The organism is Mesorhizobium sp. CC13, assembly GCF_039907765.1.
In the GTDB taxonomy this organism is placed as follows: domain Bacteria; phylum Pseudomonadota; class Alphaproteobacteria; order Rhizobiales; family Rhizobiaceae; genus Aminobacter.
Map to the genome: position 1 here is coordinate 516,325 of NZ_JARDJI010000002.1, position 23,094 is coordinate 539,418.

The following is a 23,094-nucleotide window of genomic DNA, read 5'->3' on the forward strand; positions in this document are numbered from 1 at the left end:
ATTTCAGCAGGAGGAGTTCCATGTCTGTTGCCCGCGTTACGGAAATCACCTCGTCGTCGACCAAGAGCTTCAAGGACGCCATCGAAGAGGGCATCGCCCGCGCCTCGAAGACGCTGAAGAACGTGGAAGGGGCCTGGATTCAGGACCAGAAGGTCGTCGTCGAGAACGGCAAGATCGTCGCCTACCGGGTCAACATGAAGGTGACCTTCATCCTCACCGACTGACGCGTTCGCGCCTGCGTCTGCGGCCGAAAATCACTGGAACCTGTCCGCCGGGGCATCGTTAACCCTGCATCCCGTAACCAAACAGGAGCAGGACCATGACGACTGTCACCGGCCATACCGAAGCCATACCCGCATCGCGGGTCATCGGCACCAATGTCTACAACGCCGCCGGCGAATCCATCGGCAGCATCGAGGACGTCATGCTGGAGAAGACGTCCAACGACATCATGTTCGCCGTCGTGGGCTTCGGCGGCTTCCTCGGCATCGGCGAGAAATATCATGCCGTTCCGTGGTCCACTCTGGACTACGACACGAGGCTTGGCGGCTATGTGGTGCCGTTCTCGACCGATCAGCTGAAGGCCGCGCCGGCCTATTCCGTCAAGGAACTGACCGAAGACGACGGTCGGGCGGCGCGCGATGCCTCTTTCGCCCACTACCAGGTCGAGCCCTATTGGCATTGATGGGATCGGCCTTGCCGGAAAGAGAAAAGCCCCGCGGTTGCGGGGCTTTTCGATGAGCGCTGCGGCTACTTGGTACTCGGAATAATCCGGATCTGCGACGAGCCCTGAGGGGGCGGCTGGCTGTCGCAGGAAGTAAGGAACGCCGCGGCGATGAAGAACAAACTCAGGATACCACTCAACTGGCTCATGGCGAAACTCCCTCTGTTTCGCCCCGCGCGCCGACAATTTACCCGAAAGTGTTGGCCGATGCCTGCCTGTTGAGATGAAATATGATGACAGGCCATCGCCGAAAGTGAATCCGCGCCTGACGTTGCGTGATATTTCGGCGGGTGCGATTGCCTTTTCCTCTGCTTTGGCTAAGACGGGCGCGGAAATCCAACCGCTCCATCTAGTCGCACAGATCCCGGGGATGCCTTTATGACTGCAATCATCGAAATCGTAGGTCGCGAGATTCTCGACAGCCGCGGCAATCCCACCGTCGAGGTGGACGTCGTTCTCGAAGACGGCTCGATGGGCCGCGCCGCGGTGCCCTCGGGCGCATCCACCGGCGCCCATGAGGCGATGGAACTGCGCGACGGCGGCCCCCGCTATCTCGGCAAGGGCGTCGAGCGCGCCGTCGAGGCCGTCAATGGTGAGCTGTTCGAGGCGATCGGCGGCATGGAAGCCGAGAATCAGATCCACATCGACCAGACGATGATCGAGCTGGACGGCACCCCCAACAAGAGCCGCCTCGGCGCCAACGCCATCCTCGGCGTCTCGCTCGCCGTCGCCAAGGCCGCGGCCGAGGCTTCGGGCCTGCCGCTCTACCGCTATGTCGGCGGCCCCAACGCCCGCGTCCTGCCGGTGCCGATGATGAACATCATCAACGGCGGCGCCCATGCCGACAATCCGATCGACTTCCAGGAATTCATGATCATGCCGATCGGCGCGCCCAGCTTGCGCGATGCCGTGCGCTGGGGCTCGGAAATCTTTCACACCCTGAAGAAGGGGCTCAAGGAAGCCGGCCACAACACCAATGTCGGCGACGAGGGCGGCTTCGCGCCGAACCTCAAGAGCGCCCAGGCCGCGCTCGATTTCGTCATGGCCTCGATCGAGAAGGCCGGCTTCAAGCCGGGCGAGGACGTGGCGCTGGCGCTCGACTGCGCTGCCACCGAGTTCTTCAAGGACGGCGCCTACGTCTATGAAGGCGAGAAGAAGACGCGTGACCCCAAGGCCCAGGCCAAGTACCTGGCCAAGCTCGCCGCCGACTACCCGATCATCTCGATCGAGGACGGCATGTCCGAGGACGACTGGGAAGGCTGGAAGTACCTGACCGACCTGTGCGGCGACAAGGTGCAGCTGGTCGGCGACGACCTGTTCGTCACCAATTCGGCCCGCCTGCGCGACGGCATCAAGATGGGCGTCGCCAACTCGATCCTAGTCAAGGTCAACCAGATCGGCTCGCTGACCGAGACGCTCGACGCCGTCGAAACCGCGCACAAGGCGCGCTACACCGCCGTCATGTCGCACCGCTCGGGCGAGACCGAGGATTCGACCATCGCCGATCTCGCGGTCGCCACCAACTGCGGCCAGATCAAGACCGGCTCGCTGGCCCGCTCGGACCGTACCGCCAAGTACAACCAGCTGATCCGCATCGAGGAAGAGCTCGGCCCGCAGGCGCGCTTTGCCGGAAGGTCGATCCTGCGCGGCTGATATCGCTGCAATCCAGACTGGAAGAGGCGGGGCTGCTGCCCCGCCTTTTTTGTTGCGCGCACGCTTCCGCGTCCCCGGCTCGTAACCGTCCATTAAGCACAATGGAGCGACAAGAGCACAGAAGAGGGGACGGGCCATGTGGACACGCCATCACAAGCAGAGGAATACGGGTCGCCTGATCGTCCCGGCGCTTGCGGCGGTCTTCCTCTCCTATTTCGGCTTCCACGCCTATAACGGCGAATTCGGCATCTATTCGAAATACCGCTATCAGGCCCGGGCCGTCGAGTTGCAGGCGCGGCTCGACACCGTCAAGGCGCAGCGGATCGAGATCGAGCGCCGGGTGCAGATGCTCTATGACGGCAGCCTCGAGAAGGACATGCTTGACGAACAGGCGCGCAGGACGCTCAATGTGTCCGGTGCCGACGAGCTGACGATCATGCGGCCGTTCGCGCGCGCGAATTAACTCGAAGTCAGTTAATCGCCAAGAAATCCAGCAATTCTAGGCCCTTAACCGCATGCCTGCTATGCATTTTTCCGCATGGCGTAAGGGCATCCTCCGTGCTAGCGTCAACTACATGGAGAGGAGGGCAATGCATGATCTCCTCCAATGTCCGTAAAGAGACGATCAAGGGAGTGATGCATGGCTACAGCCGCGAAACGTGCGCCCGCCAAAGCCAAGTCAGATTCTAAATCGGGTCCGGTAGCACCCAAGCCAACCGAATTCTCAAAAGAGCAGGAACTCTCCGCCTACCGCGAGATGCTGCTCATCCGCCGCTTCGAGGAAAAGGCCGGCCAGCTCTACGGCATGGGCTTCATCGGTGGCTTCTGCCACCTCTATATCGGTCAGGAAGCGGTCGTCACCGGCCTGCAGATGTCGCTGATCGAAGGCGACCAGATGATCACCGCCTATCGCGACCACGGCCACATGATTGCCATGGGCCTGTCCGCGCGTGGCGTCATGGCGGAACTCACCGGGCGCCGGGGCGGCTTGTCGAAAGGCAAGGGCGGCTCCATGCACATGTTCTCCAAGGAAAAGCACTTCTATGGCGGCCACGGCATCGTCGGCGCCCAGGTTTCGCTCGGCACGGGCCTCGCCTTCGCCAACCGCTACCGCGAGAACCCGAATGTGTCCGTGACCTATTTCGGCGACGGCGCGGCCAACCAGGGCCAGGTCTACGAAAGCTTCAACATGGCCGCGCTGTGGAAGCTGCCGGTGATCTACGTCATCGAGAACAATCGCTACGCCATGGGCACCGCCGTTACGCGCGCTTCGGCCGAGACGGATTTCTCGCAGCGCGGCGTCTCCTTCAAGATTCCGGGCATCAAGGTCGACGGCATGGACGTGCGCGCGGTCAAGGCTGCCGGCGACATGGCGACCGAATGGTGCCGCTCGGGCAACGGGCCGATCATCCTCGAGATGGAGACCTACCGCTATCGCGGCCACTCCATGTCGGACCCCGCCAAGTACCGCTCGAAGGACGAAGTCCAGAAGATGCGCTCCGAGCATGACCCGATCGAGCAGGTCAAGGCGCGCGTGCTCGCCAAGAAGTGGGCGAGCGAGGACGACCTCAAGGCCATCGACAAGGATGTCCGCGACATCGTGGCCGATGCCGCCGATTTCGCCCAGACCGATCCCGAGCCGGACGTTTCCGAGCTCTGGACCGACATCGTGATCTAAGGGAGGGCGAAAGATGCCGATCGAAATTCTCATGCCTGCGCTCTCGCCGACGATGGAAGAGGGCAATCTGTCCAAGTGGATGAAGAAGGAAGGCGACAAGATCGTCGCCGGCGACGTGATCGCCGAGATCGAGACCGACAAGGCGACGATGGAAGTCGAGGCCGTCGACGAAGGCACGCTTGGCAAGATCCTGATCGGTGCCGGCACCGAGGGGGTCAAGGTCAACACGCCGATCGCCGTGCTTCTGCAGGACGGCGAAAGCTCGGCCGACATCAGCAAGGCTGCCGCTCCGGCGAAGGCCGAAGCGCCTGCCGCCGCCGCTGCGCCGGCGCCTGCCAAGAGCGAGGCTGCCGCACCCGTCGCGGCCGCGCCGAAGACCGAAGTCGCTGCCGACCCGGACATCCCCGCCGGCACCGAGATGGTGTCGATGACGGTGCGCGAGGCGCTTCGCGACGCCATGGCCGAGGAAATGCGCCGTGACGCCGACGTCTTCATCATGGGCGAGGAGGTCGCCGAGTACCAGGGCGCCTACAAGATCACCCAAGGTCTGCTGCAGGAATTCGGCCCGCGCCGCGTGGTCGACACCCCGATCACCGAGCACGGCTTCGCCGGCGTCGGCGTCGGTGCCGCGATGGCCGGCCTCAAGCCGATCGTCGAGTTCATGACCTTCAACTTCGCCATGCAGGCGATCGACCAGATCGTCAACTCGGCGGCGAAGACGCTGTACATGTCGGGCGGCCAGATGGGCGCGCCGATCGTGTTCCGCGGCCCGAACGGTGCCGCGGCCCGCGTCGCGGCCCAGCACTCGCAGTGCTACGCCGCCTGGTACGGCCACATCCCCGGCCTCAAGGTCGTGATGCCCTACACGGCCGCCGACGCCAAGGGCCTGCTCAAGGCCGCCATCCGCGATCCGAACCCGGTTATCTTCCTCGAAAACGAAATCCTCTACGGCCAGCACTTCGACGTGCCGAAGCTCGACGATTTCGTCCTGCCGATCGGCAAGGCGCGCATCCACAAGCCGGGCAAGGACGTCACCATCGTGTCCTTCGGCATCGGCATGACCTATGCGGTCAAGGCCGAGGCCGAGCTCGCCGCCATGGGCATCGACGCCGAAATCATCGATCTCCGGACCATCCGTCCGCTCGACCTCGACACCATCGTCGCCTCGGTCAAGAAGACCAACAGGCTGGTGGTCGTCGAAGAAGGCTTCCCGCAGTCCTCGGTCGGCGATTTCATCGCCAACCAGGTGTCGCAGCGCGCCTTCGACCATCTCGATGCGCCCGTCATCACCATCGCCGGCAAGGATGTGCCGATGCCCTACGCCGCCAATCTCGAAAAGCTGGCTTTGCCGAATGTCGGCGAAGTGATCGAGGCGGTCAAAGCAGTCACGTATCGGTGAGGTGAGATTATGGTCCCGCTCAGCGAAATCTGGGGCGTTGCTTGGTCCATCTTCTGGAAAACCATTCTTGCAGGCATTGTACTGGGGATGGTCATTAACGGCGTCTTGAGCCTTTTTCTTCCGGCCCTGCTTTTTTCGACCGGGATGGAAGAGCAGACGGTGTTCAACGTCGTAGTTTACGTGGCGTACGCAATCTCGTTCGTCGCGTATTTCCTAGTGTTTTCAATCGTACTAGCAAATTCCTTGGGAAGAGACGTTCGCGGCAAGCGCCTTGAGCTTGTCGAAGCAATTGCTCGGCAGGAGGCCTAAGAATGCCTATCAACATTACCATGCCGGCCCTCTCGCCGACCATGGAAGAGGGCAACCTCGCAAAGTGGCTGGTCAAGGAAGGCGACAAGGTTTCGCCCGGCGACGTGATCGCCGAGATCGAGACCGACAAGGCGACGATGGAAGTGGAAGCCGTCGACGAGGGCACCGTTGCCAAGATCGTCGTTCCGGCCGGCACCGAAGGCGTCAAGGTCAACGCGCTGATCGCCATTCTTGCCGGCGAAGGCGAGGATGCGTCCGCCGCCGCCAAGGGCGGCAACGGCGCACAGGCCGCGGCTCCCAAGGCTGAGGCGCCGAAGCCCGAGGCGGCTCCTGCCGCGGCACCTGCGCCGGTCGCAGCCGCACCGGCTGCGAAGCCGGCGGCCACCAACGGCGCTGCGGCCGCGAGCGAGGGCCGTACCTTTGCTTCGCCGCTCGCTCGCCGCATCGCCAAGGATGCCGGCGTCGACATCGGCGCGGTTGCAGGCACCGGCCCGCATGGCCGCGTCGTCAAGGCCGACGTCGAGGCTGCCATCGCCGGTGGCGGCGCCAAGGCGGCGCCCTCCGCGAAGGCGCCGGCCGCCGCTCCGGCTGCCGCCGCACCCGCTGCCAGGGGCATGTCGGACGACCAGGTGCTCAAGCTGTTCGAAGAGAGCAGCTACGAACTCGTCCCGCACGACAACATGCGCAAGACCATCGCGCGCCGTCTGGTCGAGGCGAAGAGCACCATTCCGCACTTCTACCTCACGCTCGACTGCGACATCGACGCGCTGCTGGCGCTCCGTGCCCAGCTCAACGCCGCCGCACCGGCCGTCAAGACCGAAAAGGGCGAGGTTCCGGCCTACAAGCTCTCGGTCAACGACATGGTCATCAAGGCGATGGCGCTGGCGCTCAAGGCCGTGCCCGATGCCAACGTGTCGTGGACCGACCAGGCCATGGTCAAGCACAAGCACGCCGACGTCGGCGTCGCCGTGTCGATCCCGGGCGGGCTGATCACCCCGATCATCCGCCAGGCCGACATCAAGACGCTGTCGGCCATTTCCAATGAAATGAAGGATCTTGCCGGCAGGGCCCGCAACCGCAAGCTGAAGCCCGAGGAATACCAGGGCGGAACGACTGCGGTCTCAAACCTCGGCATGTTCGGCATCAAGGACTTCTCCGCCGTCATCAACCCGCCGCATGCCACCATCCTGGCGGTCGGCGCGGGTGAGGAGCGTGCTGTCGTCCGCAACGGCGAGATCAAGATCGCCAACATGATGTCGGTCACGCTGTCCACCGATCACCGCGCCGTCGATGGCGCGCTCGGCGCCGAACTGCTCGCCGCCTTCAAGCGCTACATCGAAAACCCGATGGGCATGCTGGTGTAAGGCATTCGCCCTCCTCGTCCGCGGGGAGGGCATTCGCCTTCAGCGGCAGAGGGGGCAGCGACCGAGGACCCTTTCATGAAAACCGTTCTTTGCTACGGCGACTCGCTGACCTGGGGCTATGACGCCGCCGGCCCCGGCCGTCACGCCTTCGAGGACCGCTGGCCAAGCGTCCTGCAGGCGGAACTGGGCAAGGGCGTCCAGGTCATCGCCGAGGGGCTGAACGGGCGCACCACCGCCTTCGACGACCATCTTGCCGGCACGGACCGCAACGGCGCGCGCGCCTTGCCGACCATCCTCGGCACCCACACACCGCTCGACCTCGTCGTCATCATGCTCGGCGCCAACGATATGAAGCCGTGGATCCACGGCAATCCGCTGGCCGCCAAGCAGGGCATGGCGCGGCTGGTGTCCATCGTCCGCAACTACGACCACGGCATGGACTATACGGCACCCGAAATCCTGCTGGTTTCGCCCCCCGCGGTCAGCCGTACCGACAATGCCGAGTTCAAGGACATGTTCGCCGGCGGCGACAAGGCCTCGCACAAGCTCGCGCCGCTCTATGCGCAGCTTGCCGACGAGGTCGGCTGCGGTTTCTTCGATGCCGGCTCGGCGGCCGTCACCACGCCGCTCGACGGGGTGCATCTCGACGCTGAAAACACACGGAAAATAGGCCATGCGCTCGCGCCCATCGTGCGCGTGATGCTGGAACTCTAGGACTGGAGAAACGCCTTGGCTGAGAACTACGACGTCATCATCATCGGCTCCGGCCCCGGCGGTTATGTCACCGCGGTCCGCGCCGCCCAGCTCGGCTTCAAGACCGCGATCGTCGAGCGCGAACATCTCGGCGGCATCTGCCTAAACTGGGGCTGCATCCCGACCAAGGCGCTGCTGCGTTCGGCCGAGATCAAGCACTATGCCGAGCACGCCAAGAACTACGGCCTCAAGATCGACGGCACCGTGACCGCCGACGTCAAGGCGGTGGTCGAGCGTTCGCGCGGCGTCTCCGCCCGCCTCAATGGCGGCGTCGGCTTCCTGATGAAGAAGAACAAGGTCGACGTTATCTGGGGCGAGGCCAAGCTCACCAAGCCGGGCGAGATCGTCGTCTCCAAGTCGTCGAAGAAGCCGATGGAGCCGCAGCATCCGGCGCCCAAGAACACCAAGGGCGAGGGCACCTACACCGCCAAGCACATCATCCTGGCCACCGGCGCGCGGCCGCGCGCGCTGCCGGGCATCGAGCCGGACGGCAAGCTGATCTGGACCTATTTCGAGGCCATGGTGCCGCAGGAGATGCCGAAGTCGCTGGTCGTCATGGGCTCGGGCGCCATCGGTATCGAATTCGCCAGCTTCTACCGCACCATGGGCGCAGAGGTGACCGTGGTTGAGCTCCTGCCGCAGGTCATGCCGGTCGAGGATGCCGAGGTCTCCACCTTCGCCAAGAAGCAGTTCGAGAAGCAGGGGATGAAGATCATCCTCGACGCCAAGGTCACCAAGGTCGAGAAGGGCGCCAACTCGGTCACCGCCCATGTCGAGATGAAGGACGGCAAGGTCGAGAAGATCACCGCCGACCGCCTGATCTCGGCCGTCGGCGTTCAGGGCAACATCGAGAATCTCGGCCTGGAAGTGCTCGGCGTGAAGACCGACCGCGGCTGCGTGGTGGTCGACGGCTACGGCCGCACCAACGTGCCGGGCGTCTACGCCATCGGCGACGTCGCCGGCCCGCCCATGCTCGCCCACAAGGCCGAGCACGAGGGCGTCATCTGCGTCGAGAAGATCGCCGGCCTGCCGGGCGTGCACGCGCTCGACAAGTCGAAGATCCCGGGCTGCACCTACTGCAACCCGCAGGTCGCCTCCGTCGGCCTCACCGAGGCCAAGGCCAAGGAAGCCGGCCATGACATCCGCGTCGGCCGCTTCCAGTTCGGCGCCAACGGCAAGGCCATCGCGCTCGGCGAGGACCAGGGTTTCATCAAGACCATCTTCGACAAGAAGACCGGCCAGCTGCTCGGCGCCCACATGATCGGCGCCGAGGTCACCGAGCTGATCCAGGGCTTCGTTGTCGCCATGAACCTGGAGACGACCGAGGAAGAGCTGATGCACTCGGTCTTCCCGCACCCGACGCTGTCGGAAATGATGAAGGAAAGCGTGCTCGACGCCTACGGGCGTGCGCTCAACGCATAGCGGCCAGGCGCCGGCGCGCCTTTCGCGGCGCGCCGGTTGGCACTATATGCTGGGCTGCGTGTCTGTGGGCCGGGCGAGACCTGGCCGGAGAGGAGCGATGGAGCCAAGCTACGGAATTCTCGGCATGCCCGGTGTCGGGTTCTTCGGCATGCTGCTCATCGGCTTCCTGGCCGGCTATGTCGCCGAACGCACCATGAACCGCGACCACGGCTTCCTCACCAACATGCTGGTGGGCGTTGCCGGATCATTTGTCGGCGGCACACTGGCGGGGCTGCTCGGCATCAATTATTACGGGTTCGCGGGCAACCTCATCGTCGCCATCGCCGGCGCGATACTGCTGCTCTGGATTTTCGGCCGCTCGCAACCGCCGCGGCCTCAGTAGGAAGAACCGATGGTCACTGTGCTCGATCTCAAAGACCGTCCGCGCGCGCGGCACCCCGAAAAGGCCCACCGGCCCGACCAGGAGGTTCTGCGCAAGCCCGACTGGATCCGCGTCAAGGCGCCGGTCTCGCGCGGCTACCAGGAAACGCGCGAGATCGTGAAGTCGCACAAGCTGGTCACTGTGTGCGAGGAGGCCGGCTGCCCCAACATCGGCGAGTGCTGGGAAAAGAAGCACGCCACCTTCATGATCATGGGCGAGATCTGCACCCGCGCCTGCGCCTTCTGCAACGTCGCCACCGGTATCCCGACCGCGCTCGATCCCAACGAGCCGGAGAGCGTCGCCAAGGCCGTCGCCCAGATGGGCCTGACACATGTCGTCATCACCTCGGTCGACCGCGACGATCTCGCCGACGGCGGCGCCCGGCATTTCGCCGACGTGATCCACGCTATCCGCCGGCTGACGCCGCAGACGACCATCGAGATCCTGACGCCAGACTTCCTGCGCAAGGAGGGCGCGCTCGAGATCGTCGTCGCCGCCAAGCCGGACGTCTTCAACCACAATCTCGAAACCGTGCCGTCGAACTACCTGACTGTTCGTCCCGGCGCGCGCTATTTCCATTCGATCCGCCTCCTGCAGCGGGTCAAGGAGTTCGATCCGTCGATCTTCACCAAGTCCGGCATCATGGTCGGCCTCGGCGAGGAGCGGAACGAGGTGCTGCAGCTGATGGACGACCTGCGCACGGCCAATGTCGACTTCATGACCATCGGCCAGTACCTGCAGCCGTCGAAGAAGCATCATCCGGTCAAGAAGTTCGTCACCCCGGAAGAATTCGAATCCTACGCCACCATCGGCAGGACCAAGGGCTTCCTGCTCGTGGCGTCCAGCCCGCTGACGCGCTCGTCGCACCATGCCGGCGACGACTTCGCCAAGCTGCGCGCCGCGCGCGAGGCGATGCTGGCGAAGCGGGCCTGACGTTCGCCAGCGGATGCCGAAGTTCGAGACCACGCGCCACGTCGGCCACTCGCCGGACGAGATGTTCGCCCTCGTGGCCGATATCGAGAAATATCCCGAGTTCCTACCCTTGTGCGAGGCGCTCAACGTGCGCACCCGCCGCGAGCGCGACGGCCGCGAAGTCCTCGTGGCCGACATGACCGTGGGCTACAAGGCGATCCGCGAGACCTTCACGACCCAGGTGCTGCTGACGCCGACCGAACACACCATCGACGTCAAATATCTCGACGGGCCGTTCCGCTACCTCACCAACGAGTGGAAATTCGTCGGCGCGCCCGGCGGCGGTTCGGAAGTCGAGTTCTTCATCGACTACGAGTTCAAGAGCCGCATCCTCGGCGCGCTGATGGGCACGATGTTCGACCGCGCCTTCCGCATGTTCGCGGAAGCCTTCGAGAAGCGTGCGGACGCGATCTACGGGGCCGCGTAGCCGGCCTGGCCCGTAGCCTTCAACCCCAGCCCCAGCGCCGTCCTCACCGTTTCGTGGCGGATGAAGTCGCGGCCCTTGTCGTCGAACAGGCGGAACTCGGCCTCCGCCGGCATGCCCTTTCGGGCAACTCCGAACCAGACGAGGCCGACCGGCTTTTCGGCCGAGCCGCCGCCCGGGCCGGCAATGCCGGTGACGGCGAGCGCGAGGCTTGCGCGCGAATGGGCGAGAGCGCCGGCGGCCATCTCGAGCGCCGTTTCGCGCGAGACCGCTCCGTGCGCCTTGAGCGTCGCCTCGGAGACGCCGATCATCTCCATCTTCGCTTCGTTGGAATAGGTGACGAAGCCGCGGTCGACCACGGCCGACGAGCCGGCGATGTCGGTCAGGGCCGCGACAATCATGCCGCCCGTGCAGCTCTCGGCGGTCGCGATCATCAGGCCGCGCGCCTCGCAGGCTTCGAGCAGGGCGGCGGCAAGCGCGCTGGTGTCGCTCATTCCGGCAGCTCGCCCGGATAGACCACGCTTGCCGTGGCGATCGCCGCGATGCCTTCCTCGCGGCCGACGAAGCCCAGCTTCTCGTTGGTCGTGGCCTTGATCGAGATGCGCTCGGGCGCGATGTGCAGCATATCGGAGAGCTCGGCCGTCATCGCCGCCCGGTGCGGTCCGACGCGCGGCGCCTCGCAGATCAGCGTGATGTCGGCATTGGCGATGCGGCCGCCGCGCGAGCGCACGATGGCCGCCGCATGCTCGACGAACAGGCGCGAGGCCGCCCCCTTCCACTGCGGATCGGAAGGCGGGAAATGCGTGCCGATGTCGCCGGCGCCGCAGGTGGCGAGCAGCGCGTCGGTCAGCGCGTGCAGGCCGACATCGGCGTCGGAGTGGCCGTTGAGCTTCTTCGAATGCGGGATATTCACGCCGCACAGGGTGACGTGGTCGCCGGCCTCGAAGGAGTGCACGTCATAGCCGTTGCCGGTGCGGACGTCGGGAAAATGCGGCATCTGGCCGGAAAGGCGCTGGTCGGCCATGGTGATGTCCCGTGCCCAGGTGAGTTTGACGTTGTCGGGCGAGCCGAGCACCAGCCGGACGGGAATGCCTGCCCATTCCGCGATGGCGGCATCGTCGGTGAAGTCGCTGCGCCCGGCCGCGAAGGCGCGCTGGTGCGCGGCAAAGATCGGCACGAACGGAAAACCCTGCGGCGTCTGCGCCGAATGAAGGCCGGCGCGCGGCACCGTCTCCGCCACGGTGCGGTCGAAGGCTTCCTTCTTCAGCGTGTCGGAAACGGGCAGCGACGGCAGCGAGCCGTGCTTGTCGTCGATGCCGGCGATCGTCCTGTCGATGACCTCGGCGCCGACGAAGGGCCGGACCCCGTCATGGATCAGGACCGCGGCGGGGGCCGCGTCCTTGATCGCGAGCAGGGCGAAGCGGGTCGAATCCTGCCGCGTCGCGCCGCCGACGACAGTCGTGACGCGGGCGGCGTATTCTCCCGCGGCCACGGCGAAAAGTTCGGCGTCGTCGGCATGGATGGCGACCGCCACCGGGCCGATCCGCGGATGCTCGAGAAATGCCTTGAGCGTGTGCCAGATGACGGCCTTGCCGCCGATCCTGCGATATTGCTTGGGGCCGTCGGCCTGGCCGGCGCGCTCGCCGCGTCCGGCCGCGACGATGACGGCGGCGACGTTTGGCTGGCGGCTTTTAGGCAAGGCTCTGTCGTTCATGAGGTGAGGCTTAGTCGCGCGCATCGTAGAAGGCCAGAGGAATCCCGAAAGCGCCTCATTCGGCTGTCATTTCGCAGTTGCACAATAGGGCGAACCTGTCTACTCATTGTGCAGAGGCGAATGATGCTTTGTTTTTGTGCATGATTGATCTGGCGAAACTCGGCGAACCGTTGTCGATCGGCGACGTGACGATCCGCAACCGCGTGTTCCTGGCGCCGATGTCGGGCGTGACCGACGAGGCGTTCCGCACGCGCGCCCATGCACATGGCGCCGGCCTCGTCGTTTCCGAGATGGTCGCCAGCGGCGAGCTCGCCAAGGGGCGGGGCTCCAGCGGCTTCCGCATCCGCCATTCCGGCCTGCCGGTCCACATGGTGCAGCTTGCCGGACGCGAGGCCGCCCATATGGCCGAGGGCGCCCGCATCGCCGCCGGCGAAGGTGCCGATGTAATCGATATCAACATGGGATGCCCGGCCAAGAAGGTGACCGGCGGCTATGCCGGCTCGGCGCTGATGCGCGATCTCGACTTCGCGCTGACGCTGATCGATGCGGTGGTCGGGGCGGTCGAGGTGCCGGTCACCGTCAAGATGCGGCTCGGCTGGGACGACGACGCACTTAACGCTCCGGAACTCGCCCGTCGCGCCGAACAGGCCGGCGTCAGGATGGTGACCGTGCATGGCCGCACGCGCTGCCAGTTCTACCAGGGCAGGGCCGACTGGCGCGCGATCGCCCGCGTCAAGCAGGCAGTGAGCATTCCCGTGGTCGCCAATGGCGACGTCGCCACGCCCGAGGACGCGGCCGAAATTCTTTCGCAGTCGGGCGCCGATGCCGTGATGGCGGGGCGTTCGCATTATGGAGCGCCCTGGACGGCGGGCGCGATCGCCGCTGCCGCTCAAGGGGGGACGGCTGCCGGCGTGCCGGCGTCCGCAGCTGAATTGGCTGACTATGTCGTTGCCCATTACGAAGACATGCTCGCGCTCTATGGCACCGAAAGCGGCCTGCGCCAGGCACGCAAGCACCTCGGCTGGTATCTCGAGCGACATACCCGCGACGTGTCGGACGATCTGCGTCGCGGGGTGCTCACATCCTTCGAACCAAAACAGGTGATTTCGTCGTTGCGTGAAGCCCTTGCGTCGTTCGGTGGAAGTTTGCCCGAAAGGAATGCGGCATGAGCTCCAGCATGGTTCCGGCCGCCGCCGATGCCGCGCAGATCGTGCTCAACACGATCCGCCGCCCCGTCATCATGATCGGGCGCGACAACTTCATCACCTTCGCCAACGCCGACGCCGAGGACTTCTTCCGCTCCAGCGCCGCCGTGCTGGCGCGCAGCGAGCTGTCCCGCTTCGTCCCCTTCGGCAGCCCGATCCTGACGCTGGTCGAGCAGGTGCGCGAGCGCAACACGCCGGTCAACGAGTACCGCGTCGACGTCTCCTCGCCGCGCCTCGGCATCGAGAAGATGGTCGACATCTACGTGTCGCCGGTGCCGGAACTGCGGGGATCGGTGGTGCTGATGCTGCAGGAGCGCTCGGTGGCCGACAAGATCGACCGCCAGATGACGCACCGGGGTGCGGCGCGTTCGGTGACGGGCCTCGCCGCCATGCTGGCGCACGAGATCAAGAACCCGCTCTCGGGCATTCGCGGCGCGGCCCAGCTGCTCGAACTCTCCGCCTCCGACGAGGACCGGGCGCTGACGCGGCTGATCACCGACGAAACCGACCGCATCGTGGCCCTCGTCGACCGCATGGAGGTGTTTTCGGACGAGCGCCCGATCGACCGCTATCCGGTCAACATCCACGTCGTGCTCGACCATGTGAAGGCCATTGCCCGCAACGGTTTTGCCAACGGCATCAAGATATTGGAGGATTACGACCCGTCGTTGCCTCCGGTCTATGCCAACCGCGACCAGCTGGTGCAGGTCTTCCTCAACCTGGTGAAGAACGCCGCCGAGGCCATCGGCCACCAGCCGGGCGGCGAGATCACGCTGTCTACCGCCTTCCGCTCCGGCATCCGCATGTCGATCCCCGGCACCCAGGACCGCGTGTCGCTGCCGCTCGAATTCTGCGTCCACGACAACGGGCCAGGCGTCTCCGAAGACATCCTGCCGATCCTGTTCGACCCCTTCATCACCACCAAGCCCAACGGCTCGGGCCTTGGTCTAGCGCTCGTCGCCAAGATCGTCGGCGACCATGGCGGGGTGATCGAATGCGATTCGACCCCGCGTGGCACCACCTTCCGCATCCTGTTGCCCGCCTGGAAGGAGTTGCAGGCGCCGGACGCCGACATCCAGGGAGATCACGCATGAGCCAGCGCGGAAACATCCTCGTCGCCGACGACGACGCCGCCATCCGCACGGTGCTCAACCAGGCGCTGTCGCGCATGGGCCACGACGTGCGGGTGACGTCGAATGCCGCCACGCTGTGGCGCTGGGTGGCGGCGGGCGAGGGCGACCTCGTCATCACCGACGTGGTGATGCCCGACGAGAACGCCTTCGACATGCTGCCGCGCATCAAGAAGGCGCGGCCGGAGCTGCCGGTCATCGTCATGAGCGCGCAGAACACCTTCATGACCGCGATCCGCGCGTCCGAGACCGGCGCCTACGAATATCTGCCAAAACCCTTCGACCTGACCGAGCTGCTCTCGATCGTCAACCGCGCGCTCGCCGAGCCGCGGCGGCCCAAGCTCGACGCGCGCCACGACGAGCAGCCCGACGCCATGCCGCTGGTCGGCCGCTCGGCGGCGATGCAGGACATCTATCGCATGCTGGCGCGCATGATGCAGACCGACCTCACGGTCATGATCACCGGCGAGTCGGGCACCGGCAAGGAACTGGTGGCGCGCGCGCTGCATGAGTATGGCCGGCGCCGCAGCGGCCCGTTCGTGGCGATCAACATGGCCGCCATCCCGCGCGACCTGATCGAATCGGAGCTGTTCGGCCACGAAAAGGGTGCCTTCACCGGCGCGCAGAACCGCTCGACCGGCCGTTTCGAGCAGGCCGAAGGCGGCACGCTGTTCCTCGACGAGATCGGCGACATGCCGATGGAGGCCCAGACCCGGCTGCTGCGCGTGCTGCAGCAGGGCGAATACACCACCGTCGGCGGGCGCACCCCGATCAAGACCGACGTCCGCATCGTCGCCGCCACCAACAAGGACCTGCGTACGCTGATCAACCAGGGCCTGTTCCGCGAGGACCTGTTCTACCGCCTCAACGTGGTGCCGCTGCGGCTGCCCGCCTTGCGTGAAAGAGCCGAGGATATTCCGGATCTTGTGCGCCATTTCTTCAAGCAGGGCATGAACGAGGGCCTGCAGGCCAAGCGCATTTCCGTCGCCGGCGTGGAGCTGATGAAGCGCTATCCCTGGCCGGGCAACGTGCGCGAGCTCGAGAACCTGGTGCGGCGCCTGGCGGCACTCTATCCCCAGGACGAGATTTCGGCCGAGATCATCGAGGCGGAGCTCAAGACCGGCGAGCAGCAGCCGGTCATGCCCGGCGGCAATCTCATCCCCGACGACCTGTCGGTCGGCCAGGCCGTCGAGCATTTCCTGCAGCGCTACTTCGCCATGTTCGCCGGCGAACTGCCGCCGCCGGGCCTCTACCAGCGGATCCTCGCGGAAGTCGAATATCCGCTGGTGCTCGCCTCGATGACGGCGACGCGCGGCAACCAGATCAAGGCGGCCGAGCTCCTGGGGCTCAACCGCAACACGCTGCGCAAGAAGATCCGCGAACTCGGCGTCAACGTCTACAAATCGTCGCGCCTCAGCTGATCGCCACCGCCGAGTCCAGCTGTCGATAGGCCGACGAAACATTTTCGCCGGCGGCGGAAATGTTGCACAATCGCCACAATGCGTTGCATAGATGTGACGCATTCGCGTCTCAACAAGGCAGCATGGCGATTCAGACTCCATCTCTGAAGCAACCGATCTTTAGCCCGCGCGGCGCGCAGGACGGCCGCCGGCTGCTCGCGCTTCCGGGCGTGGTGGCGATCGCCGCGGCCCTGGTCACGGCCGCGGTCTCGTTTGCCATTCTCGTCGGCGTGACGCCGATCACGCCCGATTCGACGACCACGTTGACGCTGATCGCCATCAATGCCGGCTTTGTCCTGATCCTCGTCGGGCTGATCGTCTTCGAGGTGCGCCGCATCGTCATGGCGCGTCGCCACGGCAAGGCGGCGTCACGCCTGCATGTGCGCATCGTCACCATGTTCGCGCTGGTGGCGGCGCTGCCGGCGCTGCTCGTCGCCATCGTCGCCTCGATCACGCTCAACATCGGCCTCGACCGCTGGTTCGAGATCCGCACCAAGACGATCGTCAATTCGTCGCTGTCGATCGCCGAAGCCTATGTGCAGGAAAACGCCCGCAACCTGCAGAACACCACGCTGTCGATGGCCAACGACCTCGACAATGCGCGGTCGCTCTATGGCCTCGACCGCGGCGGCTTCCTCGATTTCATGGGCAGGCAGGCGCAGCTGCGCGCGCTCGCCCACGCAGCCCTGATCAAGCCCGACGGCTCCTTCGTCATGAGCGCCAAGACGGGCGCCGACTTTGCCATGCCGGAGCCGCCGGCAGCGGCGGTGGAAGCCGCTGCCGACGGCAAGCCGGTGCTGATCGATCCGAGGACGCGCAACATCGTCGGCGCGATCATCAAGCTGCGGGAGATCGACGGGCTCTACCTCTACACCATCCGCCTGGTCGACCCCGACGTGATCAGGGCGCGCCAGATCGTGACGGCCAACACCGAGGAGTATCGCGACCTCGGCGCCAACCGGCGCACCACGCAGATCGCCTTCGCCTTGCTCTACCTCGGCCTGACGCTGATCGTGGTGCTTTCGGCCATCTGGACCGGCATCGCCGTCGCCGACCGGCTGGTGCGGCCGATCCGGCAGCTCATCGGCGCTGCCGACGAGGTCGCCACCGGCAATCTCGACGTCTCGGTTCCGGTGCGGCCGTCGGACGGCGACGTGGCGGCGCTTGCGGGCACGTTCAACAAGATGCTGCAGGAACTCAAGTCGCAGCGCAACGAGATCCTGACGGCCAAGGACGTCATCGACGAGCGGCGGCGTTTCTCGGAAGCCGTGCTCTCGGGCGTCACCGCCAGCGTCATCGGCGTCGACCCCTACGGCAGCATCACCATCGTCAACCGGTCCGCCGAGGCCATGCTGGCGCTGCCGGCCGATGCCTCGCTCGGCCAGAACCTCTCGGTCCTCCTGCCGCATGTCGGCCGCGTCTTCGAGATCGGCCGCAGGTCGGGACGCCCGGTCTATCGCGAGCAGGTCACCTTCTACCGTGCCGGGGCGGAGCGCACCTTCAACGTGCAGGTCACCGTGGAAGAGGGCGACAAGGAAACCGACGACAAGTCCTTCGTCGTGACCGTCGACGACATCACCGACCTGGTCACAGCTCAGCGGACCTCTGCCTGGGCGGACGTGGCGCGGCGCATCGCCCACGAGATCAAGAACCCGCTGACGCCGATCCAGCTGTCGGCCGAGCGCATCCGCCGCCGCTACGGCAAGGTCATCACCGAGGACCGCGAGGTCTTCGACCAGTGCACCGACACCATCATCCGCCAGGTCGGCGACATCGGCCGCATGGTCGACGAATTCTCGGCGTTCGCGCGCATGCCGAAGCCGGAAATGAAGGTCGTCGACATCCGCGAGCCGCTGCGCGAGGCCTCGTTCCTGGTCGAGGTGAGCCGTTCGGACATCGCCTTCGAACGCGACGTGCCGCCCGGACCGCTCAAGGGTACGTTCGACAGCCGGCTGATGGCGCAGGCCTTCGGCAATGTCATCAAGAACGCCGCCGAGGCCATCGAGGCCGTGGAACGCCAGATCGGCGAGCGCGGCGTCATCAGGATCCGCGCCAGGCGGGAGGGCCGGACGATCCGCATCGATGTCATCGACAACGGCAAGGGCCTGCCGCGGGAGAACCGCCAGCGCCTGCTCGAGCCTTATATGACGACGCGCGAAAAAGGCACGGGCCTCGGCCTCGCTATCGTCAAGAAGATCGTCGAGGACCATGGCGGAAGATTGGAGCTTCACGACGCGCCTGCCGATTTCCACGGCGGCCGCGGCGCGATGATCAGCATGATCTTGCCTGCGGCGGCCGAAGAGGCCCCCTCGGCCGATGCCGGAGACGCAGCGCAGGACGGACAAAACGAAAAGGTCGGAAATGGCGTCTGATATTCTCATCGTCGACGACGAGGAAGACATCCGTGAACTGGTCGCCGGCATCCTGAGCGACGAGGGCCACGAAACCCGCACCGCGTTCGATGCCGACAGCGCGCTCGCCGCGATCGCCGATCGCGCGCCGCGCCTGGTGTTCCTGGACATCTGGCTGCAGGGCTCGCGGCTGGACGGGCTGGCCCTGCTCGACGAGATCAAGACGTTGCACCCCAATCTGCCGGTGGTGATGATCTCGGGCCACGGCAACATCGAGACCGCCGTTTCGGCGATCCGGCGCGGCGCCTACGATTTCATCGAGAAGCCGTTCAAGGCCGACCGGCTGATCCTGATTGCCGAGCGCGCGCTCGAGACCTCCAAGCTCAGGCGCGAAGTCTCCGAGCTCAAGATGCGCAGCGGCGACACCCAGGACCTGATCGGCATGTCCTCGGCGATGAGCCAGCTGCGCCAGACCATCGATCGCGTCGCCCCGACCAACAGCCGCGTGATGATCATCGGGCCGTCCGGTTCGGGCAAGGAGATGGTGGCGCGCGCCATCCACGCGCATTCGGGCCGCAAGGCGGGGCCGTTCGTGACGCTGAACGCCGCGACGATCACGCCCGAGCGTATGGAGATCGAGCTGTTCGGCACCGAATCGAACGGTGGCGAGCGCAAGGTCGGCGCGCTGGAGGAGGCGCATCAGGGCATCCTCTATCTCGACGAGGTCGCCGACATGCCGCGCGAGACGCAGAACAGGATCCTGCGCGTGCTGGTCGACCAGCAGTTCGAGCGCGTCGGCGGCACCAAGCGTGTCAGGGTCGACGTGCGCATCATCTCGTCGACGGCGCAGAATCTCGAGGCGATGATCGCCGAGGGGCGGTTCCGCGAGGATCTCTACCATCGCCTGGCCGTCGTCCCGGTGATGGTGCCGGGGCTCGCCGAGCGGCGCGAGGACATTCCCTATCTCGTCGACAACTTCATGAAGCAGATGGCCAAGCAGGCGGGCATCAAGCCGCGCCGCATCGGCGACGACGCGCTGGCCGTGCTCCAGGCCCACAACTGGCCGGGCAACGTCCGCCAGCTGCGCAACAACATCGAGCGGCTGCTCATCCTCGCCCGCGGCGACGATCCGGAGGCGCCGATCACCGCCGACCTCCTGCCGTCCGAGATCGGCGACGTCATGCCGCGCGCGCCGAGCCAGTCCGACCAGCACATCATGGCGCTGCCGCTCAGGGAGGCGCGCGAGATGTTCGAGAAGGAATATCTCATCGCCCAGATCAACCGCTTCGGCGGCAACATCTCCAAGACGGCCGAGTTCATCGGCATGGAACGCTCCGCCCTGCACCGCAAACTGAAGTCGCTGGGCGTCTGAACGCCGCCGGCCAGCTAGGATAGACATCCCACATGCGCGTGATCATCTGCGGAGCGGGGCAGGTCGGCTACGGCATCGCCGAACGGCTGGCGGCCGAGAAGAACGACGTCTCGATCATCGATACGGCGCCGGAGCTGATCCAGTCGGTCCGCGATTCACTCGACGTCCGCGGCTATGTCGGTCACGGCTCGCATCCGGAGGTGCTGGAGGCCGCGGGCGCCCAGAACGCCGACATGATCATCGCCGTCACCTTGTTCGACGAGGTCAACATTGTCGCCTGCGAGGTCGCGCACGCGCTGTTCAACGTGCCGATGAAGGTGGCGCGCATCCGCTCCCAGGCCTATCTGCAGCCGCACTACCAGGATCTGTTCTCGCGCGACCACCTGCCGATCGACGTCATCATTTCGCCGGAACTCGAGGTCGGCGAGATGGTGCTTCGGCGCATCACCCTGCCGGGCGCCACCGACGTCGTGCGCTTCGCCGAGAACCGCATCGTCATGGTGGCGATCGAGTGCCTCGACGATTGCCCCGTCATCAACACGCCGCTGGGCCAGCTCACGGAGCTTTTCCCCGACCTGCCATCGACGGTGGTCGGCGTCAGCCGCAACGGCCAGCTGTTCATCCCGCATTCGGCCGACCAGCTCATGGTCGGCGATCTCGCCTATGTCGTCACCACCAAGGACCAGGTGCGCCGCACGCTCGGCCTGTTCGGCCACGACGAACAGGAAGCGACGCGCATCGTCATCGCCGGCGGCGGCAATATCGGGCTCTATGTCGCGCGCACCATCGAGCAGCGTCAGGGGCGCACCAGGATCAAAATCATCGAGGCCAGCAAGGAGCGTGCGGTGAAGGCGGCGGATGCGCTGCGCCGCACGGTGGTGCTCAACGGCAGCGCGCTCGACCAGAAGCTCCTGCTCGAGGCCGACATCCAGGACGCCGACCTCATGGTGGCGCTGACCAACAACGACCAGGTCAACATCCTGTCGAGCGTCATGGCCAAGCGTCTGGGCTGCAAGGGCAATCTGGCGCTCATCAACAGCCCGTCCTATCACGACCTGACCAAGTCGCTGGGCATCGACGCCTATGTCAATCCGAGCGCCGTCACCATTTCGCGCGTGCTCCAGCATGTCCGCCGCGGCCGCATCCGGCAGGTGCATTCGGTGCAGCGGGGAGCCGCCGAGATCATCGAGGCCGAGGCGCTCGAGACCTCGCCGCTGGTCGGAGCCCAGCTGCGCGACCTCGAACTGCCCGACGGCATGCGCATCGGCGCGATCTACCGGGATGGCCAGGTCATCAAGCCGGGGGGCTCGGTCAAGATCAGGCCGAAGGATCGCGTCGTCATCTTCGCGCTCGACAAGGCGGTCAAGCAGGTCGAGCAGATGTTCCGTGTCAGCCTGGAATTCTTCTGACCTGGATCACCAGTATCTCCGTTGCTGCCCGGCCGGGATCGGGTAGAACGCCGCAAACTTGCCGAGGGGTTCGAATTCATGCCGCGCATCGCCTATGTCAACGGCCGCTATCTCCCGCATGCCTATGCCAGCGTGCACATCGAGGACCGCGGCTACCAGTTCGCCGACGGCGTCTACGAGGTCTGCGAGGTGGCCCGCGGCTTCATCGTCGACAGCAAGCGGCATCTCGACAGGCTCGACCGCTCGCTGTCCGAGCTGCGCATCGACTGGCCGCTCAAGCGGGCCGCGCTGGTCCACATCATGCGCGAGGTCATCCGCCGCAACCGCGTCGTCAACGGCATGGTCTACCTGCAGGTCACCCGCGGGGTGGCGCCGCGCGATCACGTCTTCCCGCTGGCCGGAACCCGCCCCGCGCTGGTCGTGACCGCCAAGCGCACCGACCCGGCCGCCGCCGCCAGGAAGGTAGCGGCCGGCCTCAAGGTGATCACGGTTCCGGAAAACCGTTGGGACAGGGTCGACATCAAGTCGGTCGGCCTGCTGCCCAACGTGCTGGCGCGCCAGCAGGCAAAGGAAGCCGGCGCCCAGGAAGCCTGGTTCGTCGATCCCGACGGCACGGTCAAGGAAGGTGCGGCGACCAATGCCTGGATCGTCACCAAGGACGGCCGGCTTGTCACCCGGCCGGCCGACCACGGCATCCTCAGGGGCGTCACCCGCACCACGCTGATGGAAGTGGCGGCAAAGCTCGGCCTCAGGGTCGAGGAGCGCGGCTTCACCGTCGACGAGGCCAAGGCGGCGCGCGAGGCTTTCATCACCGCGGCGACGACGCTGGTCATGCCGATCGTCGCGATCGACGGCCAGCCGGTCGCCAACGGCCATCCCGGCTCGGTGGCACTTTCCCTGCGCGAGGCGTTTTTTGACGTTGCGGAAAAAATCCAAGCCTGATAACCGCTTGGGCGTAAATGGTTAAATTCATCTCGTTCAGCTTGCTGCAGGTTGTGGCAAGGGGGTGTCTGCCGGCTTGACATGGGCCGTGTAATTTGGCGCATTGGCGGGCAGACAGGGATCGGCGAAAGAAAAAAACAATGGCGGAACGATCGCAGAATCTTCAGGACCTTTTCCTGAATTCAGTTCGTAAGAGCAAAAACCCACTCACCATTTTCCTCATTAACGGCGTGAAGTTGACCGGGGTCGTGACCTCCTTCGACAACTTCTGTGTTTTGTTGCGCCGCGACGGACATTCCCAGCTCGTCTACAAGCATGCCATCTCGACGATCATGCCGAGCCAGCCGGTTCAGATGTTCGACGGCGAGGAAAGCCAGGGCGGCTGATTGGCG

Annotated in this window: 23 protein-coding genes; 21 read left to right on the forward strand and 2 right to left on the reverse strand. The window is 65.4% G+C overall.

The genetic code is table 11. From position 1 onward, the window contains the following. Positions 1-20: 20 nt before the first annotated feature. The 13 genes from PV773_RS05585 to PV773_RS05645 all read left to right on the forward strand — a co-directional run bounded on the left by PV773_RS05585 (position 21) and on the right by PV773_RS05645 (position 11,122). A complete protein-coding gene (locus PV773_RS05585) occupies positions 21-224 on the forward strand; it encodes a dodecin family protein (RefSeq protein ID WP_347965382.1) in 204 nt (67 codons plus the stop codon). Between the two features lie 95 nt (positions 225-319). Next, a complete protein-coding gene (locus PV773_RS05590) occupies positions 320-685 on the forward strand; it encodes a PRC-barrel domain-containing protein (RefSeq protein ID WP_347965383.1) in 366 nt (121 codons plus the stop codon). A gap of 417 nt (positions 686-1,102) precedes the next feature. Next, entirely contained in the window at positions 1,103-2,377 is a 1,275-nt protein-coding gene (gene eno / locus PV773_RS05595; protein WP_347965384.1) for a phosphopyruvate hydratase, read from the forward strand. 136 nt (positions 2,378-2,513) lie between these two features. Further along, the gene (locus PV773_RS05600) at positions 2,514-2,840 is read left to right on the forward strand and encodes a septum formation initiator family protein (protein WP_347965385.1); all 327 of its coding nucleotides are present in this window, start codon (positions 2,514-2,516) and stop codon (positions 2,838-2,840) included. A 177-nt stretch (positions 2,841-3,017) separates the two neighbouring features. Next, the gene (gene pdhA / locus PV773_RS05605; protein ID WP_347965386.1) at positions 3,018-4,055 is read left to right on the forward strand and encodes a pyruvate dehydrogenase (acetyl-transferring) E1 component subunit alpha; all 1,038 of its coding nucleotides are present in this window, start codon (positions 3,018-3,020) and stop codon (positions 4,053-4,055) included. Positions 4,056-4,068: 13 nt separating this feature from the next. Further along, positions 4,069-5,454, forward strand: coding sequence for a pyruvate dehydrogenase complex E1 component subunit beta (locus PV773_RS05610; RefSeq protein WP_347965387.1), 1,386 nt, complete (start codon positions 4,069-4,071; stop codon positions 5,452-5,454). 9 nt (positions 5,455-5,463) lie between these two features. Then, a complete protein-coding gene (locus PV773_RS05615) occupies positions 5,464-5,763 on the forward strand; it encodes a hypothetical protein (RefSeq protein WP_347965388.1) in 300 nt (99 codons plus the stop codon). Between the two features lie 2 nt (positions 5,764-5,765). Next, a complete protein-coding gene (locus PV773_RS05620; protein WP_347965389.1) occupies positions 5,766-7,127 on the forward strand; it encodes a pyruvate dehydrogenase complex dihydrolipoamide acetyltransferase in 1,362 nt (453 codons plus the stop codon). 75 nt (positions 7,128-7,202) lie between these two features. Next, on the forward strand, positions 7,203-7,841 hold the full coding sequence (locus tag PV773_RS05625; protein WP_347965390.1) for an SGNH/GDSL hydrolase family protein: 639 nt from the start codon (positions 7,203-7,205) through the stop codon (positions 7,839-7,841). A gap of 15 nt (positions 7,842-7,856) precedes the next feature. Next, positions 7,857-9,302: a dihydrolipoyl dehydrogenase gene (gene lpdA, locus PV773_RS05630; protein WP_347965391.1), complete on the forward strand. Its 1,446-nt coding sequence runs from the start codon at positions 7,857-7,859 to the stop codon at positions 9,300-9,302. A gap of 97 nt (positions 9,303-9,399) precedes the next feature. Beyond that, positions 9,400-9,684 (forward strand): GlsB/YeaQ/YmgE family stress response membrane protein, encoded by a 285-nt coding sequence (locus PV773_RS05635; protein ID WP_347965392.1) that lies wholly within the window; start codon positions 9,400-9,402, stop codon positions 9,682-9,684. Positions 9,685-9,693: 9 nt separating this feature from the next. Further along, the gene (gene lipA / locus PV773_RS05640; RefSeq protein WP_347965393.1) at positions 9,694-10,656 is read left to right on the forward strand and encodes a lipoyl synthase; all 963 of its coding nucleotides are present in this window, start codon (positions 9,694-9,696) and stop codon (positions 10,654-10,656) included. Positions 10,657-10,669: 13 nt separating this feature from the next. Then, positions 10,670-11,122, forward strand: a complete 453-nt coding sequence (locus PV773_RS05645) for a type II toxin-antitoxin system RatA family toxin (RefSeq protein ID WP_347965394.1) — start codon at positions 10,670-10,672, stop codon at positions 11,120-11,122. On the opposite strand, the gene PV773_RS05650 is transcribed toward PV773_RS05645, so the two are convergent. After that, on the reverse strand, positions 11,107-11,613 hold the full coding sequence (locus tag PV773_RS05650; protein WP_347965395.1) for a CinA family protein: 507 nt from the start codon (positions 11,611-11,613) through the stop codon (positions 11,107-11,109). The genes PV773_RS05645 and PV773_RS05650 overlap by 16 nt on opposite strands. Then, on the reverse strand, positions 11,610-12,818 hold the full coding sequence (locus PV773_RS05655; RefSeq protein WP_347965396.1) for a bifunctional 2-C-methyl-D-erythritol 4-phosphate cytidylyltransferase/2-C-methyl-D-erythritol 2,4-cyclodiphosphate synthase: 1,209 nt from the start codon (positions 12,816-12,818) through the stop codon (positions 11,610-11,612). Before PV773_RS05655 ends, PV773_RS05650 begins: the two co-directional genes overlap by 4 nt. Positions 12,819-12,973: 155 nt before the next feature. On the opposite strand from PV773_RS05655, the gene dusB reads away from it, so the two are divergent. The 8 genes from dusB (at position 12,974) to hfq (ending at position 23,088) form a co-directional block, all read left to right on the forward strand. Then, a complete protein-coding gene (gene dusB / locus PV773_RS05660; RefSeq protein WP_347965397.1) occupies positions 12,974-14,002 on the forward strand; it encodes a tRNA dihydrouridine synthase DusB in 1,029 nt (342 codons plus the stop codon). Further along, entirely contained in the window at positions 13,999-15,132 is a 1,134-nt protein-coding gene (locus PV773_RS05665; protein ID WP_347965398.1) for a nitrogen regulation protein NR(II), read from the forward strand. The genes dusB and PV773_RS05665 overlap by 4 nt, the downstream gene beginning before the upstream one ends. Further along, positions 15,129-16,589 (forward strand): nitrogen regulation protein NR(I), encoded by a 1,461-nt coding sequence (ntrC, locus tag PV773_RS05670; RefSeq protein WP_347965399.1) that lies wholly within the window; start codon positions 15,129-15,131, stop codon positions 16,587-16,589. The genes PV773_RS05665 and ntrC overlap by 4 nt, the downstream gene beginning before the upstream one ends. Before the next feature lie 122 nt (positions 16,590-16,711). Further along, a complete protein-coding gene (locus PV773_RS05675; protein WP_347965400.1) occupies positions 16,712-19,000 on the forward strand; it encodes a PAS domain-containing sensor histidine kinase in 2,289 nt (762 codons plus the stop codon). Further along, positions 18,990-20,351 carry a sigma-54 dependent transcriptional regulator gene (locus PV773_RS05680; protein WP_347965401.1) on the forward strand — a complete coding sequence of 454 codons (1,362 nt, stop codon included), beginning with the start codon at positions 18,990-18,992 and terminating at the stop codon, positions 20,349-20,351. Before PV773_RS05675 ends, PV773_RS05680 begins: the two co-directional genes overlap by 11 nt. 32 nt (positions 20,352-20,383) lie before the next feature. Next, a complete protein-coding gene (gene trkA, locus PV773_RS05685; protein WP_347965402.1) occupies positions 20,384-21,760 on the forward strand; it encodes a Trk system potassium transporter TrkA in 1,377 nt (458 codons plus the stop codon). Between the two features lie 78 nt (positions 21,761-21,838). Continuing rightward, on the forward strand, positions 21,839-22,702 hold the full coding sequence (locus PV773_RS05690; protein ID WP_347965403.1) for a D-amino-acid transaminase: 864 nt from the start codon (positions 21,839-21,841) through the stop codon (positions 22,700-22,702). 140 nt (positions 22,703-22,842) lie between these two features. Then, positions 22,843-23,088 (forward strand): RNA chaperone Hfq, encoded by a 246-nt coding sequence (gene hfq / locus PV773_RS05695; protein WP_018428055.1) that lies wholly within the window; start codon positions 22,843-22,845, stop codon positions 23,086-23,088. Positions 23,089-23,094: the final 6 nt, after the last annotated feature.

Excerpts from the sequence above, each read along its gene's own strand:
- PV773_RS05585 (WP_347965382.1), top strand. The coding sequence starts at position 21 with ATGTCTGTTGCCCGCGTTACGGAAATCACCTCGTCGTCGACCAAGAGC.
- PV773_RS05590 (WP_347965383.1), top strand. The coding sequence starts at position 320 with ATGACGACTGTCACCGGCCATACCGAAGCCATACCCGCATCGCGGGTC.
- eno (WP_347965384.1), top strand. The coding sequence starts at position 1,103 with ATGACTGCAATCATCGAAATCGTAGGTCGCGAGATTCTCGACAGCCGC.
- PV773_RS05600 (WP_347965385.1), top strand. The coding sequence starts at position 2,514 with ATGTGGACACGCCATCACAAGCAGAGGAATACGGGTCGCCTGATCGTC.
- pdhA (WP_347965386.1), top strand. The coding sequence starts at position 3,018 with ATGGCTACAGCCGCGAAACGTGCGCCCGCCAAAGCCAAGTCAGATTCT.
- PV773_RS05610 (WP_347965387.1), top strand. The coding sequence starts at position 4,069 with ATGCCGATCGAAATTCTCATGCCTGCGCTCTCGCCGACGATGGAAGAG.
- PV773_RS05615 (WP_347965388.1), top strand. The coding sequence starts at position 5,464 with ATGGTCCCGCTCAGCGAAATCTGGGGCGTTGCTTGGTCCATCTTCTGG.
- PV773_RS05620 (WP_347965389.1), top strand. The coding sequence starts at position 5,766 with ATGCCTATCAACATTACCATGCCGGCCCTCTCGCCGACCATGGAAGAG.
- PV773_RS05625 (WP_347965390.1), top strand. The coding sequence starts at position 7,203 with ATGAAAACCGTTCTTTGCTACGGCGACTCGCTGACCTGGGGCTATGAC.
- PV773_RS05635 (WP_347965392.1), top strand. The coding sequence starts at position 9,400 with ATGGAGCCAAGCTACGGAATTCTCGGCATGCCCGGTGTCGGGTTCTTC.
- lipA (WP_347965393.1), top strand. The coding sequence starts at position 9,694 with ATGGTCACTGTGCTCGATCTCAAAGACCGTCCGCGCGCGCGGCACCCC.
- PV773_RS05645 (WP_347965394.1), top strand. The coding sequence starts at position 10,670 with ATGCCGAAGTTCGAGACCACGCGCCACGTCGGCCACTCGCCGGACGAG.
- PV773_RS05650 (WP_347965395.1), bottom strand. The coding sequence starts at position 11,613 with ATGAGCGACACCAGCGCGCTTGCCGCCGCCCTGCTCGAAGCCTGCGAG.
- dusB (WP_347965397.1), top strand. The coding sequence starts at position 12,974 with ATGATTGATCTGGCGAAACTCGGCGAACCGTTGTCGATCGGCGACGTG.
- PV773_RS05665 (WP_347965398.1), top strand. The coding sequence starts at position 13,999 with ATGAGCTCCAGCATGGTTCCGGCCGCCGCCGATGCCGCGCAGATCGTG.
- ntrC (WP_347965399.1), top strand. The coding sequence starts at position 15,129 with ATGAGCCAGCGCGGAAACATCCTCGTCGCCGACGACGACGCCGCCATC.
- PV773_RS05675 (WP_347965400.1), top strand. The coding sequence starts at position 16,712 with ATGGCGATTCAGACTCCATCTCTGAAGCAACCGATCTTTAGCCCGCGC.
- PV773_RS05680 (WP_347965401.1), top strand. The coding sequence starts at position 18,990 with ATGGCGTCTGATATTCTCATCGTCGACGACGAGGAAGACATCCGTGAA.
- trkA (WP_347965402.1), top strand. The coding sequence starts at position 20,384 with ATGCGCGTGATCATCTGCGGAGCGGGGCAGGTCGGCTACGGCATCGCC.
- PV773_RS05690 (WP_347965403.1), top strand. The coding sequence starts at position 21,839 with ATGCCGCGCATCGCCTATGTCAACGGCCGCTATCTCCCGCATGCCTAT.
- hfq (WP_018428055.1), top strand. The coding sequence starts at position 22,843 with ATGGCGGAACGATCGCAGAATCTTCAGGACCTTTTCCTGAATTCAGTT.